Origin of the sequence: Kocuria marina, assembly GCA_014652975.1 — a bacterium.
Taxonomy (GTDB): Bacteria; Actinomycetota; Actinomycetes; order Actinomycetales; family Micrococcaceae; genus Kocuria; species Kocuria marina.
Window position 1 is genome coordinate 875044 of record BMZV01000001.1, and the last position, 18263, is coordinate 893306.

Sequence of the window (18263 nt, forward strand, 5' to 3'; positions counted from 1 at the left end):
ACCAACTACACGCGAGTAATTTATGACGCTCAGTCTGATGCAAAGACGACAAGCCGTCACTCCGCTGGGGGAAGTGTGACGCGTCCACAAGAGGTGGAGAAAATTTATCCACAGGGGTGGAAAAGTCTGTGCACAATTCGAACACAGTTTCGACGCACACACCCTGGGCAGGCGCGGTAACGGCAGGAAACGACGCATGACCAGGGGAAATACCGAACAAGCGTCTGGCTAACCGGGTCGAATGACAGTCGTGTGACTTATCCACTCCTGTGGAGAAGCGTTGTGGATAACGCTCACTGTCCGCTTATCTGCGTTGAGTTACCCCCTTTTAGGGGGCAGTTATGTGACGCTGTGATTTCCGCGGTGTCAGGAGGTGGGAATCACGCGCAGCCACCGAAAACCGTGAGCCTCCACCAGGATCCCCCCGCGCAGGTCCACCCGCTCGTTCTCGTGCAGCATGGTCGCCGAGGGCAGGAAACCGCTCAGCGTCTCACCCGTGACGAACTGGGGCCAGTCGCTGAAGTTCGCCAGGCACAGCACCACGCTGTGCGCGCCGGGACGCTGATAGCCCAGGACATGGCGGTTGTGCGTGATGAACGGGATGAGCGCGGTGCCCTCGAACTCCGGGGTGGCACGGCGCACCGAGATCATCCCCCGGATCCCGCCGAAGATCCGCCCCTGCACCGAGAACAGGTCGTGGCGGCGTTCGTAGTCGTCGCGGGGGTAGCGCGGGCGATGGACCCAGCGGGCGTCGTCCGCGGCGTCCGGGTTTTCGTCCCAATGGACGTCGTTGCGCTGACCCACCTCGTCACCCAGGTAAAGCAGGGGGACTCCGCCGGTGCTCATGGCCAGCGAATGCGCCAGCAGGATCCGGTCCACGGCCGGACCCGGCTCGGTCTCCAGACCCAACAGGGACGCGGTGGTGCCGCAGATCCGGCAATCGCCCGTGCGGGGATTGCCCTGGAACGCCACGCCGTGCGCGAAGCTACCGGGGTGGCGCCCGGTGTAGAAGGCGTTAAGGAAGCGGCGGTGGTCGTGGCCATCGACACCCAGGCGAGCGGCGTCGTCGTCGGAGAACGTCCACCCGATGTCGTCATGGCCGCGCACGTAGTTGACCCACGCGGTGCCCGCTGGCGTCTCGTGACGTTCGGCGAGCGCGGCGGAGAGCAGGGAGACATCCCGGGTGGCCATGGCCTCCCATGTGAGGGCCATCTGCAGGGGGTTGTAGGACAGCGCACACTGGTCCGGGTGGACGTAGCGGATGACCTCGTCCGGGTGGACGATCGCCTCCGACTTGAACTCCACGGCCGGGGCGGCCAGGGCCGTCACGGCGTTGAACGCGCGCAGCAGATCGTGGACCTGTGGCTGGGACTCGCACGAGGTGCCGAGTTGCTTCCAGATGAACGCCACGGCGTCCAGGCGCAGCACCTGGGCCCCCTGGTTGGCCAGGAACAGCATTTCCGCGGCCATGGCGTGGAAGACGTGTGGGTTGGAGTAGTTGAGGTCCCACTGGAAGCGGTGGAACGTGGTCCATACCCACCGGGGATCCGGGTCGTAGGGGCTCGCGTCCCGTCCCGCCGGCGTGCTGTCCACGCGCGTGAACACCCCGGGGTGGTCATCCGGGAAGATCTCCCGCGCGGTGCGCTCGAACTCGTCCGGCACGGTGCGCTCCGAATACATCCAGTAGAAGCGTTCGTAGAACGGGTCCCCGGCGGCCGCGGCCCGGGCCCACTCATGCTCGTTGGAGGTGTGGTTGAACACGAAGTCCAGCACCAGGGCGATCCCCTGGGCCCGCAGTTCGGCCGCCAGGTCCGCGAGCTCCGCCATGGTCCCCAGCTCCGGGTCCACCCGGCGGTAGGAGGACACCGCGTACCCCCCGTCCGAGTTGCCGGCGGGGCTCTCGTAGAGGGGCATGAGGTGCAGGTAGGTCAGCCCGAGTTCTTCGAAGTACGGGATCTTCTCCCGGATCCCCGCGAGGTCCCCGCCGTAGCGGTCCACGTAACACACCCCGCCCACGGCCTCCCGGGACGTGAACCACGGCAGTTGGTCCTCGCGGCGGCGGTCCAGGTCCTTGAGGTCCCGGGGGCGCTGCACATAGGCCTCCCACGCGGTGAGGACGGCGCGGGTCACGGTGTCCCAGATACCGAGCCCGGGTCCGTAGACCGCGTGCAAGGAGGTGATCAGACGGTCCAGCTGACGGCTGAGCCGACTAAGGAAAACGGTGCGTTCCTCCGGGGTCGCGCGCGTATCCAGCGCGAGATGCTCCCGCACCGATTCGAGTACGTGTTCGCGATCGGTGGTGTCCCGGGGGATTGAGGGTTCGGACAGCACGGGAATGCCTCCTCGGTTGACGCACGTCACGTGCGTGGGGAGTCATGGTGCCCGGGATCCCCCTTGATGCCGAGCTCGGATCGACCGCCTCCGCGTTCCCGCGGGCCGGTTGCGTCCAGGATACGGGCGCGGTTCCACTCGACGCTCAGGTGACGTCCGCGTGACTTGTCCCCGCACCCCGTATTCACCCCACAGGTTGTGCACAGAGTTATCCACAGGTGTGGAAACCATGGCGCGTTCCCGGGTGGGCCACGTGGGGCGATACCTCTGAAACCCCAGGTCAGAGCGATATGACGCGAATCCCCAGCGGGTGTGGACAAGCCTGTGCAGAACCGCGCACACGGTCGTGGAGAACGCGCTCGGCCGGACGCAGATGAACGGAACATGACGAACGCCCGGTGCTTCCCCATGCGGGGAGCACCGGGCGCTCCCACCCCGTGGGGTGGATTCCGGACGTCACCAGGTGAGCATGACGGCGGTTCGTCGGCCGACGTCGCTGCGGGTGTCGCGGATCAGGAGGCCTTCTCGTACCCGTGGTCGGAGAGCCACTGCTTGGCGGCGTCCGCGGGGTTCTGCTGCTGGTCCCCGCTGACCTTGCGGTTGAGGTCGATCAGGTCCTGGGTGGTCAGCTTGGTGGAGAACTCGTTCAGCGCGTCTACCGCGTTCTGCGGCAAGCGGTCCGGGGCGGTGAGCGGGAGCACCTGCTGGGCGATGAAGTTGTTCTTGGGGTCCTCGAGCACCGTGAGGTGCTGGTCCTGGATGGCCGGGGTGGTGGTGAAGATGTCCGCCACCTGGGCGTCGTCCTGGGTCAGGGCCTGCACGGTGAGGGGGCCGCCGCCGTCGTTGATGGGCTGGAAGGATTTGAAGGAGCAGTCGTACTTCTGCTTCAACCCGTCCACGCCGTAGGCACGTTCCTGGAACTCCGGCGGGCCAGCCATGATCAGGTCCCCGCACACCGAGGAGAGGTCCTCGATGGACGTCAGACCGTACTTCTCCGCGGTGGCCTGTGTGACCACCAGGGCGTCCTTGTTCTCTGCGCGGGAGGGGTCGAGCACCGAGAGCTGCTGGCCCTCCAACGCGGAAGGCAGTGCCTTCATGATGTCCTCGGCGGAGGCCGCGGTGGCGTCCTTGTTCGCGAAGAGCAACAGGTTCCCGGAGTAGTCCGGGACCACGTCCACGGAACCGTCCTTGACGGCACCCACGTAGGCCTCGCGCGCGCCGATGCCCGGCTTGGTCTCCACCGTGACGCCCGCGTCCCGCAGCACCCCGGCGTAGAGCTCGGCGATGACCTGCGACTCGGGGAAGTCCGCAGAGCCCACGGTGACGGCGTCCGAGGAGCCGCCTGAGGCGGCGTCGCCCGAGTTCTCCGCGAGCGGGTCGGAACCGCCGCCGCACGCGGTGAGGGCGAACACGGCCGTGGCGGTCATGGCCGCCCACGCGGCGGGGCGGAGGGCGCGGCGCGCAGCGCGCGTGCGCTGCGTAGAGGGGGACGGTGTCATGGTCGATCTCCTGCCAGTCTGAGGCCCGGCGACGTCACCAGGCGTTGTACGAGAGCGAGTACTGCATCCGCGGCCAGTGCGAGCACGGCCACGAGTACCACGGACGCGAGCATGCGCGCGTAGTCGCGCACCGCGAGCCCGTCGATCAGATAGCGGCCCAGACCGCCCAGGTTGATGTACGCCACGATGGTCACGGTCGCGAGCACCTGCAACGCGGCATTGCGGATCCCGCCCAGGATCACCGGCAGCGCCACGGGGATCTCCACGCGCGTGAGTACCTGACCCTCGGTCATGCCCATGGAACGGGCGGCGTCCACGAGCGCCGGGGAGACCGCGGCGACCCCCGAGTACGTGCCCGAAAGGATGGGCGGGATGGCCAGCAGCACGAGCGCCAGGATGGGGGGCATGAGCCCCAGCCCCATGAGCAGCGTGAACAGGCTCAGCAGACCCAGGGTGGGCAGCGAGCGCAATGCGCCGGCCAGGCCCACGATCACGCCGCCGCCGCGGCGTGTGTGGCCCACCCACAGGCCCAGGGGCACGGCGATCGCGAGCGCGATCCCCATGGTCAGCACGCTGTAGCCCACGTGTTCGAGCAAACGCTGCGGGATCCCGGTGGCTCCGCTCCAGTTGGCGGGGTCGGTCAGGAACTGCGCGGCTTCCGAGAACAGGTTCACGCGCGATCACCCCGGGCATCCACGGCGGCGACGGCGCCCGCGCCGGCGGGCGCACCGGCCACGGAATCGCGGCCCTCGGGGTCCCCGCCCCCGGGCCGGTCGACTCGGCCGTTAGCGCTGTCGTGCCGCGCCGCGCCGGCACGACGCCGCTCGCGCGCCGTCGTGGTCCCCGTGCGCTGCCAGCGGGTCAGGACATGGCCGAGCAGACGCAAGAGCTGATCCAGCACGATCGCGATCAGCACGGTGGCCACGATGCCCACCACGATCTCCGAGACGATCGAGCGGCGCAGCCCGTCCGTGAACAGGGTGCCCAGGGACTGGATGCCGATCACGGCGCCCACGGAGACCATGGAGATGTTGGAGACCGTGGCCACGCGCAGCCCCGCGATCATCACGGGCACCGCCAGCGGCAGTTCCACCCCGAAGAAGCGGCGCACGGGTTTGTACCCCAGCGAGGTGGCGGCTTGGAGGACATCTCGGTCCAGGGACTCGAACGCGTCCACGCACGAGCGCACCAGGATTGCGATCACGTACAGGGTCAGCGCCACGATCACGTTGACCACGGACGTGATGCCCGTGCCCAGGATCAGCGGCAGGACCACGAACAGGGTCAGCGAGGGGATCGTGTACAGCAGTGACGAGCCCGTGACGAACACCGGGCGCAACCAGCGTCTGCTCGTGGCCAACCGCGCAAGCGGGACGCTGATCAGCAGGCCCACGACCACGGGCACGATGGACTGGATCAGATGCGCGCCGGCGAGGTCCAGGACCGTGGACCAGTTGTTCGACAGCCAGTTCACGAGCGTTCCGACCTGTCGTAGCGCGCCGAGCGCTGCTCTTCGATCGCGCGCATCACGTCTTCGCCGGGCACTACGCCCGCCACGGAGCCGTCGGGGTGCACGGCCACGGCCTGCCCGGACGGGGAGGACAGGGCGGCGTCGAGCGCGGTGCGCAACGACCCGCCGTCGTGCCACAGGGTCCCTCCCACACGCAGTTCCTCGCGCGCGGCCGGTTCTCCGGACGCCGTCACGGGCAGCCAGCCCAGCGGGTGGCGGCGCTCGTCCACCGCGAGCACCCAGTCCGACGACGACGCCGCTCCCGCCGCCTGCCACGGCGCGGGGTCCTCGCTGCCGGGGCCCACCAGGAAGCGCTCGCCGGTGTCCACGGCCAGGACCGTGACGGGCTGCAGTGCCACGGAGGCGTTGTCGAAGCTCAGCGAACGGAACCCGCGGTCACGGCCGATGAAGTCCGCGACGAAGTCGTCCGCGGGGGCCCGCAGCAGTTCCTCCGGGGTCGCGTACTGCGCGAGCCTGCCCCCGCGCGCGAACACGGCCACGCGGTTGCCCAGCAGGATCGCTTCGTCGATGTCGTGGGTCACGAAGATGATGGTGCGGTGCAACCGCTTCTGCAGGTCCAACAATTCGCTCTGCAGGTCCTGGCGCACCACGGGGTCCACGGCGGAGAACGGTTCGTCCATGAGCAGGATGGGCGGATCCGAGGCCAGCGCACGTGCCACGCCCACGCGTTGTTGCTGACCTCCGGACAACTGCGCCGGGTACCGGGTGGCCACGGACTCGTCCAATCCCACCGAGCCCAGCAACTGCCGGGCGTGCGCGCGGGACTCCCGTTTGGACACCCCGTTCAGCCGGGGGACCGTGGCGATGTTGTCCTCCACGGTCTTGTGGGGCAGCAGACCCGATTGCTGCATCACGTACCCCATGGAGCGGCGCAGCTTGGCGGCCGGGATGCTCGCAACGTCCTGACCGTTGACCTCCACTGTCCCCGAGGAGGGCTCCACCATGCGGTTGAGCATCCGCAAGGACGTGGTCTTGCCGCAGCCGGATGGGCCCACGAACACCGTGAGGGAACCCGCGGGAACGTCCAGATCCAAGTTATCCACCGCGGCCGTACCGTCCGAATAGACTTTGCTCACCCCGCGGTAGCGGATCGCCAGATCGGTCATGGGGCCGTATCCCTTCGTAGCCGTGGTTTCATCCTAACGGCGCAAAACCATCGGTGAGCGGACCATTTCCAGATTCGTGACGGTTCACCCGGTGGAGCCGTCACAAGTGCCGCTGAAGCATGCCGTCCGGAGGGAAGGTACGAGGAACACGTCCGCGATGGCGTCCAAGGATCGGAACCGCCTGGGCAGCACCAGCGAGTCCGGACTGGACCAGAAGCTGCGCGAGCGGGGACAACGCGCGGCCACGCGCGCCCCCAAGCCCCGATCACAGCGATGGGCGGAACACTCGTAAATGCCCCACCCATTTTATTTTGCACTCACGCGCGCCGCTCACGTGTCAGATTTGTATGATGTCCCGCGTCTGGATGAACACCGGGATTGCCGGCTCATCGCATTCGAGGGTATAGGTGTGGTCTGAATCCTCCGGCCTCGAGCAGGCTCCCGATGATGAAGTTGGTGAGGTTGCCGAAACCGAAAGCGGAGCCGCGCAGGTGCTCAATGCGCCCATTGATCGCCTCTGTCGGCCCGTTGCTGGTGCCTGACCGGTCGAAGAACGTGAGCACGTCGAAGGCGCGTTGCCTCAAGGTGCGGCCCAGCTTGCGGATATCGACGAGCGTAGCCGGGACGCCGCTGCTAAGCGCGTGGATCACCGCTTGCATCATCTGCTTCGCTTTCTTCTTCTCGGGCTCGCGATAGGCGGGGACAATGCGCTGGTAAATGCCCCAGGTCGCTTCGACCTCGACATGCTCCTCGATCGCGAACACGGCGTTGAAGCGGGCGGTGTGCTTCTCGATGAGCAGACCGGCACCGGCGTGCAGGGCCCGGCGCGCCTTCTACAGCGGATCCCCGACGCGGCCACGATGCCCCAGAGTGTCCTGCTGGACGCACTGCCGGCACCGGTCGAGGGCGTCGCCGGCCAGACGAACGACATGGAACGGGTCCATCACCGGGACCGCGTCGGGCAGCTCTTCCGCCGCGGCGGCCTTTAACCCGCTGAACTTACGCCACCACGGATCACCCTCGACGACACGACACTCGATGACCGCCCGATCCGGGTCGAGTCGCTGCCCGACGGCTTCGAGGCCATGTGCCTCGAGGCGGCAGAACGTGATCAGGCACAGCGCGGCGAAGGTAGCGTTGAGCACGTCGAGCTCTTCCGGATGGTGAGTGCAAAAACTTCCATCCACGGGGACCCCGACGTCCATGCGACCACCGCCGCGCGAACCCCCACCACATCCCCAACCACGAAGAGCCAGATTGCCAGTATCGCACTGATGATGAAAACGCAGATCAAATATGCGCCGGCCGGTCTTGAGATCCTTGTCTACGTCCTATTCACTCGCATTACCGGACCTGTAGGCGTTCGAATCCCACCGCATCTGCTTTCCCCAGACGGCATCGGAAACGACGAAAAAGGATGTCATGAGAGACCCTAGACAGAAAAACGCCAGGGTCAGGGCCAAGGGGAAAACAACCCCCTTAGAAATCAGCAACCATCCGCATATGGTCAATCCGATCACTGCAAGCGCACTGCAGTAAGCTGTAATCGGGCTTTTGAATTTCATGACATTCTCTTTCTACGAGGTTCCACCAACCGAGCCTGCTATAGAGCATCCCTGGGACTTCGCCCCGCACCACCGGGATGGGTTCCCATCAGTGAGTTCACCGATCCTGTGGCGCATCAAGTGGCGCGTCCCCGATGTCCTCGGTCAGGAACTCCTCCGGGATCCGGTCCGCCCCGGCCACGTCCGCGAGGATCCGGCGGTCGATGGGAACCCCCCGGCGCAGCACACTGATCCCGCCCCCGGGTTCGTGCAGCACGCACGCCACCTCGCGGTAGGAGCGCACCCCCGCCCGACGCAGTGCCCCGTTGAGTTCGGAATGCGTGATGTGGGCGCGACGCAGGGCGTGCTCGTCCACGCGGTCACCGATCATGAGCAGGCGGGCGGGTGAATTGAACACGCGCTGCCACCGAGCCCGCGTGCCCAGGTGGCCGAACACCACTTCCAGCAGGAACAGGGTGCCCAGTCCCAGCACACCGCTCATGAATGTCGGCGGGTGCCCCAGGATCACGCGCCCCGCCACGGCACCCAGCATCACAGTGATCACCACGTCGAACGTGGACATGGCCGTGAGCACCCGCTGGCCGAAGATCCGCACGAAGACGAGGAATGCCACGTAGATCCCCACCGCGGAGAGCACCACCACGATCGCATGGGCGGACGTGATCCCCAGTTCGGAGCCCAGACCCTCCCAGGACGGCATGCCTCAGCCCCGACCCGTGCCGCCGCGTTCCAGCGATGCCGACGACGCCGGTCCGGCGCCTTCCTTGGGCCGGGTGGCGTCATCGAGCCGGGCAGCGGCGTCGTCCTTGCGGCCCGCCGCGAACTGCGTGGCGTGCAGCTCCGCGTAGCGGCCAGCGCGCGCGAGCAGTTCCTCGTGGGAACCGCGCTCCACGATTCGGCCGGCCTCGATCACGAGGATCTGGTCCGCCTGGCGGATCGTGGACAGCCGGTGCGCGATGACCACGGCGGTGCGCCCGGACATCGCCTCGTCGAGTGCCGCCTGCACGTAGGCCTCGTTCGTGGAATCCAGGGCGGAGGTCGCCTCGTCCAGGATCACCACGCGGGGTTGGGCCAACAGCAAGCGAGCGATCGTGAGGCGCTGGCGCTCGCCACCCGAGAGCCGGTAGCCGCGCTCCCCCACCACGGTGTCCAGACCGTCCGGGAGGGATTCGATCACGTGCCGCAACCGAGCGCGCTCCAAGGCGTTCCACAGCTCGGCGTCCGTGACCCCCTCCCGGGCCACACCGAGGTTCGCCCGGATCGTGTCGTGGAACAGGTGCCCGTCCTGCATGACCATTCCCACGGAGCGGCGCAGGGATTCGAAGGTCGTGTCCCGCACGTCCTGGCCGCCGAGCCGGACCGCGCCCGAGTCGACGTCGTACAACCGCGCGACCAACTGCGCGATCGTGGACTTCCCGGCCCCGGAGGACCCCACAAGGGCCACGGTGTGGCCGGGTTCCGCCCGGAAGTCGATGTCGTGCAGGACTTCCTCGCCGCCGCGTGAATCCAGGACGGCCACGTCCTCGAGGGACGCGAGCGAGACCTTGTCCGCGGAGGGGTAGGAGAAGCGCACGTGATCGAACTCCACGGCCACGGGCCCCTCGGGCAGGGCACGCGCCTCGGGGCTCTCGGTGATGAGGGGCTTGATGTCCAGGACCTCGAAGACGCGCTCGAAGCTGACCACCGCGCTCATGATGTCCATGTGGGCGTTCGCCAACATGGTCAACGGGGTATACAACCTGGTCAGAAGCATGCCCAAGGCCACGACCGAGCCCGCGTCCAGGTGGCCCAGCAAGGCCTGCGCTCCGCCCACGCCGTACACGAGCGCCAGCGCGAGGGCGGAGACCAGGGTCAGGGCGGTGACGAACGTGGTTTGCAACATGGTCGCGCGGATCCCGATTCCCCGGACGTCGTTCGCGCGGGCGGCGAACTCCCGCGATTCCTGCGCGGGATCGCTGTAGAGCTTGACCAGGGTGGCGCCACCGGCGGAGAACCGCTCGGTCATCCGCGTGGACATCTGGGCGTTGTATTGGGCGGAGCGACGCTGCAACGCGGCCAACCGGCCACCCATGGCCCGGGCGGGGATCAGGAAGATGGGCAACAGCAGCAGGGACAGCGCGGTGACCTGCCACGAGATGGTGACCATGACCCCTACGGTCAGCACCAGGGACACCACGTTGGACACCACACCCGACAGGGTCCCGGCGAACGCGCGCTGCGCGCCGATCACGTCCGTGTTCAGCCGGGACACGAGAGCCCCGGTGCGCGTGCGGGTGAAGAAGGCGAGCGGCATGGTCTGCACGTGGTCGTACACGGCGGTGCGCAGATCGTAGATGAGCCCTTCACCGATCCGTGAGGACTGCCACCTGTTCAGCAAGGACAGTCCAGCGTCCGTGATGGCTACCGCCGCGATGGCCACCGCGAGCCACACCACCACGGAGACGTCGTGCCCGCCGGTGATCGCATTGACCACCCGCCCGGCCAGCACGGGCGTGACCACACCCAGAACGGCCAGGGCCACCGACACCAGGACGAATGCCAGGATCGCCTGGCGGTGGGGACGCGCGAACGTGATGATGCGTCGCACGGTTTCACCGCTGATCTTGCGGCCCTTGTTCTCCTGCCCCTTCATGGTCCGCCACATGGCCATGTGGGCGCTCTGCATACTCACGCTCGCAACTGTATCCCCGGGTCAGGGAATCACGCGGGGCAGTCCAGCCCCATGGCACCGCGGGTATTGGAGCCGCGGTTGAGGGCGCGGCCGATCTCACTGAGTTGGCCCACCTGCTCGGGGGCCAGTCGGTCGAAGACGATTTCCCGCACATGACGCACGTGGGCCGGAGCAGCCTCACGCAAACGTTCGAGTCCCGCGGGGGTGATCTCCGCGATCACCACGCGGCGGTCGTCCTGACGGCCCGCGCGAGTGACCAGCCCATCTTTCTCCATCCGCGCGACGATTCGCGAGAGCCGGGACTGGGACGTGTTCGTGGCCGTGGCCAGAGCGGACATCTTGTGCCGGTGGTCCGGGGCTTCGGACAGCATGGCGAGCACCAGGTATTCCGCGAGTGACATGTCCTCCTCGCTGCGCAGCTGCCCCTCCACGGCACCCGGCAGGCGGAACATGATGGAGACGAGCGCGAGCCACGCTTCCCGCTCGTCCTCTGACAGCCACTTGGTCTCTTCCATACTCACGAGTGTAGTGAGCATATATTGACGCAGCAAATATTTCGCGTATCTAAGGAACTGGGTGACCCCCGCCCCACGCCCACCGCTCAGGCACCCAGCGTGCGACGCCGCCCCGCGAGCGCGATGAACACGCCCTGTGCTACGGCCACCCCGACCATCACGAGCAGCGGTGCGGTCCAGGACCCGGAGGCGTCCTTCAACAACCCGATCATCACCGGGCCGAGCGCGGCGAAGAGATACCCCACGCTCTGCGCCATGGAGGACAGGGCCGCAGCCCGGTGGTAGTCCGTGGTGCGCAGCCCGAACAGGGCCATGGCCAGCACGATCGCCCCGCCGGTGCAGAACCCGATGAACAGCGCCCACAACAGGGACAGGGAGGGGACGAACAGCAGACCCAGCAGACCGATCACCGCTGAGGCAGCGAACACCGCACCCAGACCGGACTGCTCCCGGAGCCGGGGGATCATGAACGCGGCGAAGAGAGTCCCCACGAGTCCGCACGCCTGGAACGCGAAGTGGTACCACCCGGCCTGGACCGGGGTAGCGCCGTCGGAGATCTGGATCGTCGGCAGCCACGTGACCATCGTGTAGTAGACGGTGGACTGCAGCCCCATGTACACGGTCACCTGCCAGGCCAGGGCGGAGCCCAGCGGGAGCCGGGCCCGGGAACGTGCAACGGACGCGGTGACGGCCGGGGGAACCGCCGGTGCGGCGTCGTCGTCCGCTCCTGAACCCGGAGTCGGCGAACCAGGCCCCGTCGCATCGGGGGCCGCCGAGCCGGGGACCGCAGCCCGGGGAGCGGCAGCGCCCGAGCCCACCCGGGAGGCCACCCCCAGGATCCACGGCAGGAAGACGGCCACGCCGATGATCGCCACGGCCGCCCAGATCCCGAGCGCGAACCGCCAGCCGGACGGGGCGACGTCCGCGATGGGGACCACCACACCGGAGGCGAGCGCCGCGGTCAGCGCCGTGACCGCTTGGTACACACCCGTCATGGGGCCGATCCGGTGCGGCCAGTCACGTTTGATCAGGGACGGGATGAGCACGTTGAGCACCGCGATCGCCGCGCCCAGCAGTCCCGTGCCCACCCAGATCAGCCCGGGCCCGGGAACCGAGCGGACCACGATGCCCGCCGCGAGGACCACGAGGGCGAGACCCAGGACCCGTTCGAGCCGGAATGCCTCCGCGAGTCGCGGCGCGAAGGGGGAGATCACGGCGAACGCCACGAGCGGCAGGCTCACGAGCAGCGACGCCTGCGACGCGCTCAATCCCACCTCGTGTTCGATCTGCGGCAGCACCGGGCCCACCGCGGTGATCCCCGCCCGCAGGTTGGCCCCCAGCAGGAGCACGCCGACCAGCAGCAGTCCCGCGCGGGGCGCACGGGCGGACACAGAACGCTCGGGGCGTGGATCGACTGCGGGCACGGGGCCACCTCTCCTGGACGTCCATGCCACCATAATGGGAGGCATGGACTCCCACGACACCTGGCCCGCGCCCGTGACCGTTGACGACCGCGGGTTCGACGCCGCCGCCATGCGTCAGTTGGGCCGCGCACCCGCGGCGGACGACGCCGCAGGGACCGGTTCCGCGGGTACCGGCACCGGGGCCCCGGGGGCCGATCCCGACCTCTCCGCCAAACCCACCCTGCGCGAGAAGCTCACGGCCTCCCTGCTGCTCGTAATCCCTCTGGTCTCCGCGCTCGTGGTGGTGCTCAGCGCCATCCGGTACACGGACACCCGTAACGGGCTGTGGCTCGGGGTCATCGCGGTGGTGCTCGCGCTGGCCGCGCTGTCCTGGGTCGCGGTGCTGCGGGGGGGCGTTCACCCGCGCCCGGGGCCACCTGGCCGCGCGGTTGCCGGGGGTGATCGGCCGCGGTGTGGGCATCGTACGCGCGCTGGACGTGGAGTCCCCCTTCGACGAGAACGGCATCTCGGACACCGTGACCGCCCACCTCACCCTGCGCGTGAACCCCACGCAGGGCCCGGCGTTCACCGCCGTGCTGGACGCGGTCTACGCACTGGCTGACGCCGAGAAGCTCACCGTGGGATCGCACGGGCCGGTGCGCTACCTGCGCTCGGACCCGGAGAACACGGTGGGGATCGAAACCCGGTTGCCCGAACTGACGGTGCAGCAGATCTACCGTGCCGCGGCCATGAACTGACCGCGGGGCAGGGTCCCATACCGCGCCGTCGCCATCAGCTCCGGTGCTGCGGAACGACGGCACACTGCCGGAGCAGGGTCATTGGCGGGAACCCTCGTGTGCGTCCCGGACCCACTCCTCGTCCCGGCGCAGGGACGACGAACCCGCGGGAGACGATCCGGCGGGCGGGACCGCCGCGTGCTGCTCGGTGTCCGCCTCGGGCTCCACGACCACCCGGGTGCCGGCACCGCGGGCGCGGGACGAGGAATCGGGAACGTCCGTGACACTCACGGTCACCACGTTCAGGGCGATACCCAGGAGGAAGAAGATCCAGGCGGCCACGGCCACCGAGGCCAGGGCGAACAGCAGACCGATGAGCAGGAGACCCACGGACGTGAGGTAAGCGGGGGATTTGACGCGCCGGAAGTTGAACTTCATGTCCCCTATTTGATCATGTTTCCCCCCGCGCCCCGCGCGGGATCCGGCCCCGGCCAGGGACTTCACCAAGAACTTAACGGCTTGTCAGATCCGCGGCGCAGCAGTTCACTGGGAGTAGTTGTCACAGAAAGGATCCACCAGGATGTCCAAGAACCAGACACTTCAGCTCAACGACGGCCACTCCATCCCGCAGCTCGGCTTCGGCGTGTGGCAGGTGGAGTCCGATGTTGCAGAGGACGTGGTGGCCAAAGCCCTCCAGGTGGGCTTCCGCCACATCGACACCGCCGAGATCTACGGCAACGAGGAGGGCGTGGGTCGCGCGATCGCCAAGAGCGGCATCCCCCGCGAGGAGCTCTTCGTGACCACCAAGCTGTGGAACGACAATCAGGGCCACGACTCCGCCCTCCAGGCCATCGACGCGTCCCTCGAACGCCTCGGCCTGGACTACGTGGACCTCTACCTCATCCACTGGTCGCAGCCGAAGAAGGGCAAGTACCTGGAGACCTGGAAGGCGTTCCAGGAGATCAAGGACTCCGGCAAGGCACGCTCCATCGGCGTCTCCAACTTCACGGAGAAGGCCCTGCAGGACGTCGTGGACACCGGGGTGGTCCCCGCCGTGCACCAGATCGAGCTGCACCCCTCCTTCAACCAGCAGCACATGCGCGAGATGGATGCCCGCAACGGCATTCTCACAGAGGCGTGGTCCCCGCTGGGCCAGGGCAAGGCGGAGCTGCAGGACGAGACCATCGGTGAGATCGCCCGCGCTCACGACGCCACCCCCGCGCAGGTCATCATCGCGTGGCACCTGGCCCTGGGCAACGTGGTGTTCCCCAAGTCCGTGACCCCGGAGCGCATCCAGCAGAACTGGGACGCCCAGCAGGTCACCCTCACAGCGGAGGAGATCGAGGAGATCAACGGCCTCACCCGCGAGGACGGTCGACTGGGATCGGACCCGGCTGACTTCAACGACTGACCGGGTGAGCGCCCACGGCCCAGCCGCCCACCCGAGGTGACGCGGCGCCATCGGCGCCCCCGTCCGGCGCTCACGCCTGACGCGCTGACCACGCCGTTCGGCGCGGGGCAATGGCCCCGGGACTCTGCCAGGAGGACCCGGGGCCGTTCCCATGGTGCGTCGCAGGCCCGGGCACCCAGCCCGGGGGTGCATCATGGACTGTTATGAGTCAGAACAGCCCGGACGGCAGCCGCGCGCACACCGCGGCGGCCACACCCCAGCCAGCCCTCGACCCGCACAACCCCGCGGGCAGGAAAACCTTCTTCGGCCAGCCCGGAATGCTGGCCAACCTCTTTTCGGTGGAGATGTGGGAACGCTTCTCCTTCTACGGCATGCAGGCCCTGGTCCTGTACTACATGTACTACGCCGTCTCGGACGGCGGTCTGGGCATCGACCAGGGCGTGGCCGCCGGGATCGTGGGTGCCTACGGCGGCGCCGTGTACCTGTGCTCCATCCTGGGCGGCTGGATCGCGGACCGACTGCTGGGCTCCGAGCGCACCATGCTCGCCTCGGCGGTGCTCATCATGGCGGGCCACATCGCCCTGGCCCTGATTCCGAGCGTTCTCGGCCTGACCATCGGTCTGCTGTGCATCGCCGTGGGCTCCGGCGGTCTGAAGACCACGTGCGTGAACCTCGTGGGAACCCTCTACGAGCGTGACGACCCCCGCCGTGACGCGGGTTTCTCCATCTACTACATGGGTGTGAACATCGGTGGCCTGTTCGGCCCCCTGCTCACCGGCTTCGCGTGGGCCAAGTGGGGCTTCCACATGGGCTTCGGTCTCGCCGCGATCTTCATGGCCTTCGGCCTGGTGCAGTACACCCTCACCCGCAAGGGTCTGCCCGCCACGGTGCACACCGTGGCCAACCCGCTGCCCCGCTCGCAGTACGGCAAGTGGATCGGCATCGTCCTGGCGGCCGTGGTGCTCGTGGTGGTGCTGCTGCTCACCGGCGTCCTCAACCCCGGGAACCTCTCCAACGCCGTGATCCTCGTGGTAGTGGTCTCCGCCGTGGCGCTGTTCGTGACCATGCTGCGTGACAAGGAGCTCTCCCCGGACGAGCACTCCCGGGTGATTGCGTTCATCCCCCTGTTCATTGCCACCGCGGCATTCTTCTCTCTGTTCCAGCAGCAGTTCACCGTGCTCGCCATCTATGCGGACACTCGGCTGAACCTCACCCTGTGGGGCTTCGATTTCAAGCCCTCGCTGACCCAGTCCATCAACCCTGTGTTCATCGTCCTGCTGGGCATGGTGTTCGCGGCAGCGTGGACCAAGCTGGGCACCCGCCAGCCGAGCACCCCCGTGAAGTTCGGTGTGGCGCTGCTGCTGATCGGCGTGGCGTTCCTCACCTTCGTGACGCAGGCGCACACGCCTTCCGTGTTCATCGGGTGGATCGTGCTCGTGCTGTTCTTCGCCACCCTGGGCGAGCTGTTCCTCTCCCCGGTGGGCCTGTCCCTGGCCACCAAGCTCGCGCCGCGGAAGTTCCCCGTACAGATGATCGCGCTGTACAACCTCTCCGTGGCCCTGGGCACCGCGTTGTCGGGCTCGCTCGCGGAGTTCTACTCCGCAGACAACGAGGTGGGGTACTTCGGCACCATGGGCGCGATCACCATCGTGCTCGGCGTCGTGATGCTCCTCGCGTCCAAGCCCATCCTGAAGCTGATGCGCGGCATTCGCTGAGTTCACCCTTCCCTGGGCGTGCGCCCCGTATCCGCAGCGGCGGGTGCGGGGCGCGTCGTCGTCCCGGACGACGACGCCGCCCGCGCCCTTCCCCGGCACAGCTCGCCGCGCCGGATCCTCCGATGCTCCCACCACCCGGACCGCATCCTTTATGGTTACCTGTACGCATGAGCCGCGGGTCACATCCATGTCATCGGAAACCGATGCCAGTCAGCGGCTGCACGAGGCCGATCCGCGGAGGAAACCATGAGCGATTCACCAGCGTCGAAGGATGTCACCTCGTCATCCACGGCGAACAGTCGGACACCGGGCGCATCCGGCGCCGCCGGGGCACCCGCGTCCTCGGGGGGCGGGCATGAGCTGAAGCGGGTCATGGGTCCGGGATTGTTGCTCCTGTTCATCGTGGGCGACATCCTGGGCACGGGCGTCTACGCGCTGACCGGCAACATTGCCGGTGAGATCGGCGGCGCCGCGTGGGCACCCATTCTCATCGCGTTCGTGGTGGCCACGATCACCGCGTTCTCCTACCTGGAACTCGTGACCAAGTACCCCGGGGCCTCGGGTGCGGCGCTCTACACGCACAAGGCGTTCGGGATCCACTTCCTCACGTTTCTCGTGACGTTCGCCGTGCTGTGCTCGGGACTGACCTCCGCCGCCACGGCATCCAGCACCGTGGCCTCCAATTTCGCCAAGGGTTTCCACCTGGACGTGGGCCCGCTGGGAATCACCATCGTGGCCGTGGCCTTCCTGGCGATCCTCGCGCTGGTCAACCTGCGCGGGGTGTCCGAATCGGTCAAGCTCAACGTGGTGCTCACGTGCATCGAACTCACCGGCCTGCTGATCGTGATCCTGGTCGGGTTCTGGGCCGCGGCCCAGGGCAGCGCGGACTTTAGCCGCACGGTGATCTTCGAGACCTCGGACGACAAGGGCATGTTCCTGGCCCTGACCGCCGTCACGTCCCTCGCGTTCTTCTCCTTCGTGGGCTTCGAGGACTCGGTCAACATGGTCGAGGAGACCAAGGACCCCACGCGCAACTTCCCGCGCGTGATGCTGCTGGGCCTGTGCATCACCGGCGTGATCTACGTGCTGGTGTCCGTGTTCACGGTGGCGATCGTGCCCATTGGTGAACTGGGACAGTCCACGACCCCGCTGCTGGACGTGGTGCGGATCGGTGCCCCCGGTCTGCCGATCGACACCATTTACCCGTTCCTGACCATCTTCGCGGTCGCCAACACCGCATTGATCAACATGCTCATGGCCTCGCGTCTGCTCTACGGCATGGCGCGGCAGGGCGTGATCCCGGGCTTCCTGGGCAAGGTGCTCCCCGGGCGTCGCACCCCCTGGGCCGCGATCATCTTCACCACCGTACTGGGCATGGTGCTCATCATCCTGGTGAACAACGCGATGGGTAAGGGCACCGCCGCGGCATTGGGCGGCACCACGGCGTTGCTGTTGCTCGCCGTGTTCACGGTGGTCAATGTGGCCGCCGTGATCCTTCGCCGTGACCGCTCCCAGGAGGGTCACGACTACTTCCACGCCCCGCGCGTCCTGCCCTACCTGGGCGCCATCACGTGCGCGTTCCTGCTGGGGCCATGGGCGCAGGACGTCATCGAGTACCAGATCGCGCTCGTCCTGATCGCCCTGGGCCTGGTCCTGTGGTTGCTGAACTTCCTGTACGCCCGCCTGTTCACGGGTCGCCGCACCCGCTTCCATCGCCCCGAGGACCTCGCCAACCTGGAGGACGTGGACCGCTGAGTCCACTCCCCCACCCACCCGCTC

Annotated in this window: 14 protein-coding genes and 1 pseudogene; 4 read left to right on the forward strand and 11 right to left on the reverse strand. The window is 67.6% G+C overall.

Annotated elements, in window-relative coordinates; genetic code table 11:
* Positions 1 to 366: 366 nt before the first annotated feature.
* The 10 genes and pseudogenes from IE157_RS04070 to IE157_RS04115 all read right to left on the reverse strand — a co-directional run bounded on the left by IE157_RS04070 (position 367) and on the right by IE157_RS04115 (position 12642).
* Positions 367 to 2331 carry an alpha-amylase family protein gene (locus tag IE157_RS04070; RefSeq protein WP_193519177.1) on the reverse strand — a complete coding sequence of 655 codons (1965 nt, stop codon included), beginning with the start codon at positions 2329 to 2331 and terminating at the stop codon, positions 367 to 369.
* Positions 2332 to 2843: 512 nt separating this feature from the next.
* The gene (locus IE157_RS04075) at positions 2844 to 3830 is read right to left on the reverse strand and encodes an ABC transporter substrate-binding protein (RefSeq protein ID WP_193519178.1); all 987 of its coding nucleotides are present in this window, start codon (positions 3828 to 3830) and stop codon (positions 2844 to 2846) included.
* Positions 3827 to 4504 (reverse strand): ABC transporter permease, encoded by a 678-nt coding sequence (locus IE157_RS04080; RefSeq protein WP_064846971.1) that lies wholly within the window; start codon positions 4502 to 4504, stop codon positions 3827 to 3829. The genes IE157_RS04075 and IE157_RS04080 overlap by 4 nt, the downstream gene beginning before the upstream one ends.
* Entirely contained in the window at positions 4501 to 5304 is an 804-nt protein-coding gene (locus IE157_RS04085; protein WP_193519179.1) for an ABC transporter permease, read from the reverse strand. Before IE157_RS04085 ends, IE157_RS04080 begins: the two co-directional genes overlap by 4 nt.
* The gene (locus IE157_RS04090; protein WP_193519180.1) at positions 5301 to 6467 is read right to left on the reverse strand and encodes an ABC transporter ATP-binding protein; all 1167 of its coding nucleotides are present in this window, start codon (positions 6465 to 6467) and stop codon (positions 5301 to 5303) included. The genes IE157_RS04085 and IE157_RS04090 overlap by 4 nt, the downstream gene beginning before the upstream one ends.
* Before the next feature lie 386 nt (positions 6468 to 6853).
* A pseudogene (locus tag IE157_RS04095) lies at positions 6854 to 7465 on the reverse strand (ISL3 family transposase); the annotation flags it as partial.
* Positions 7466 to 8129: 664 nt separating this feature from the next.
* Complete coding sequence (locus IE157_RS04100) at positions 8130 to 8732, reverse strand: DUF421 domain-containing protein (protein ID WP_193519181.1); 603 nt, start codon at positions 8730 to 8732, stop codon at positions 8130 to 8132.
* A gap of 3 nt (positions 8733 to 8735) precedes the next feature.
* Positions 8736 to 10703 carry an ABC transporter ATP-binding protein gene (locus IE157_RS04105; RefSeq protein ID WP_404820564.1) on the reverse strand — a complete coding sequence of 656 codons (1968 nt, stop codon included), beginning with the start codon at positions 10701 to 10703 and terminating at the stop codon, positions 8736 to 8738.
* Positions 10704 to 10732: 29 nt separating this feature from the next.
* The gene (locus IE157_RS04110) at positions 10733 to 11218 is read right to left on the reverse strand and encodes a MarR family winged helix-turn-helix transcriptional regulator (RefSeq protein ID WP_064846950.1); all 486 of its coding nucleotides are present in this window, start codon (positions 11216 to 11218) and stop codon (positions 10733 to 10735) included.
* Between the two features lie 86 nt (positions 11219 to 11304).
* A complete protein-coding gene (locus IE157_RS04115; protein ID WP_318281300.1) occupies positions 11305 to 12642 on the reverse strand; it encodes a CynX/NimT family MFS transporter in 1338 nt (445 codons plus the stop codon).
* A gap of 452 nt (positions 12643 to 13094) precedes the next feature.
* On the opposite strand from IE157_RS04115, the gene IE157_RS12810 reads away from it, so the two are divergent.
* Positions 13095 to 13379: a hypothetical protein gene (locus tag IE157_RS12810; RefSeq protein ID WP_318281301.1), complete on the forward strand. Its 285-nt coding sequence runs from the start codon at positions 13095 to 13097 to the stop codon at positions 13377 to 13379.
* Positions 13380 to 13457: 78 nt separating this feature from the next.
* Here IE157_RS12810 and IE157_RS04125 read toward each other — a convergent pair whose 3' ends face one another.
* Positions 13458 to 13796 (reverse strand): hypothetical protein, encoded by a 339-nt coding sequence (locus IE157_RS04125; RefSeq protein ID WP_098053843.1) that lies wholly within the window; start codon positions 13794 to 13796, stop codon positions 13458 to 13460.
* A 142-nt stretch (positions 13797 to 13938) separates the two neighbouring features.
* On the opposite strand from IE157_RS04125, the gene IE157_RS04130 reads away from it, so the two are divergent.
* The 3 genes from IE157_RS04130 to IE157_RS04140 all read left to right on the forward strand — a co-directional run bounded on the left by IE157_RS04130 (position 13939) and on the right by IE157_RS04140 (position 18239).
* Positions 13939 to 14769, forward strand: coding sequence for an aldo/keto reductase (locus tag IE157_RS04130; protein WP_193519182.1), 831 nt, complete (start codon positions 13939 to 13941; stop codon positions 14767 to 14769).
* Between the two features lie 203 nt (positions 14770 to 14972).
* The gene (locus tag IE157_RS04135) at positions 14973 to 16484 is read left to right on the forward strand and encodes a peptide MFS transporter (protein WP_193519183.1); all 1512 of its coding nucleotides are present in this window, start codon (positions 14973 to 14975) and stop codon (positions 16482 to 16484) included.
* Between the two features lie 246 nt (positions 16485 to 16730).
* Complete coding sequence (locus IE157_RS04140; RefSeq protein ID WP_193519184.1) at positions 16731 to 18239, forward strand: APC family permease; 1509 nt, start codon at positions 16731 to 16733, stop codon at positions 18237 to 18239.
* Positions 18240 to 18263 lie beyond the last annotated feature (24 nt).

Bases quoted from the DNA above. Each gene is read 5' to 3' on its own strand.
- IE157_RS04075 (WP_193519178.1), bottom strand. From the start codon at position 3,830: ATGACACCGTCCCCCTCTACGCAGCGCACGCGCGCTGCGCGCCGCGCC.
- IE157_RS04090 (WP_193519180.1), bottom strand. From the start codon at position 6,467: ATGACCGATCTGGCGATCCGCTACCGCGGGGTGAGCAAAGTCTATTCG.
- IE157_RS04100 (WP_193519181.1), bottom strand. From the start codon at position 8,732: ATGCCGTCCTGGGAGGGTCTGGGCTCCGAACTGGGGATCACGTCCGCC.
- IE157_RS04110 (WP_064846950.1), bottom strand. From the start codon at position 11,218: ATGGAAGAGACCAAGTGGCTGTCAGAGGACGAGCGGGAAGCGTGGCTC.
- IE157_RS04125 (WP_098053843.1), bottom strand. From the start codon at position 13,796: ATGAAGTTCAACTTCCGGCGCGTCAAATCCCCCGCTTACCTCACGTCC.
- IE157_RS04130 (WP_193519182.1), top strand. From the start codon at position 13,939: ATGTCCAAGAACCAGACACTTCAGCTCAACGACGGCCACTCCATCCCG.
- IE157_RS04135 (WP_193519183.1), top strand. From the start codon at position 14,973: ATGAGTCAGAACAGCCCGGACGGCAGCCGCGCGCACACCGCGGCGGCC.
- IE157_RS04140 (WP_193519184.1), top strand. From the start codon at position 16,731: ATGAGCGATTCACCAGCGTCGAAGGATGTCACCTCGTCATCCACGGCG.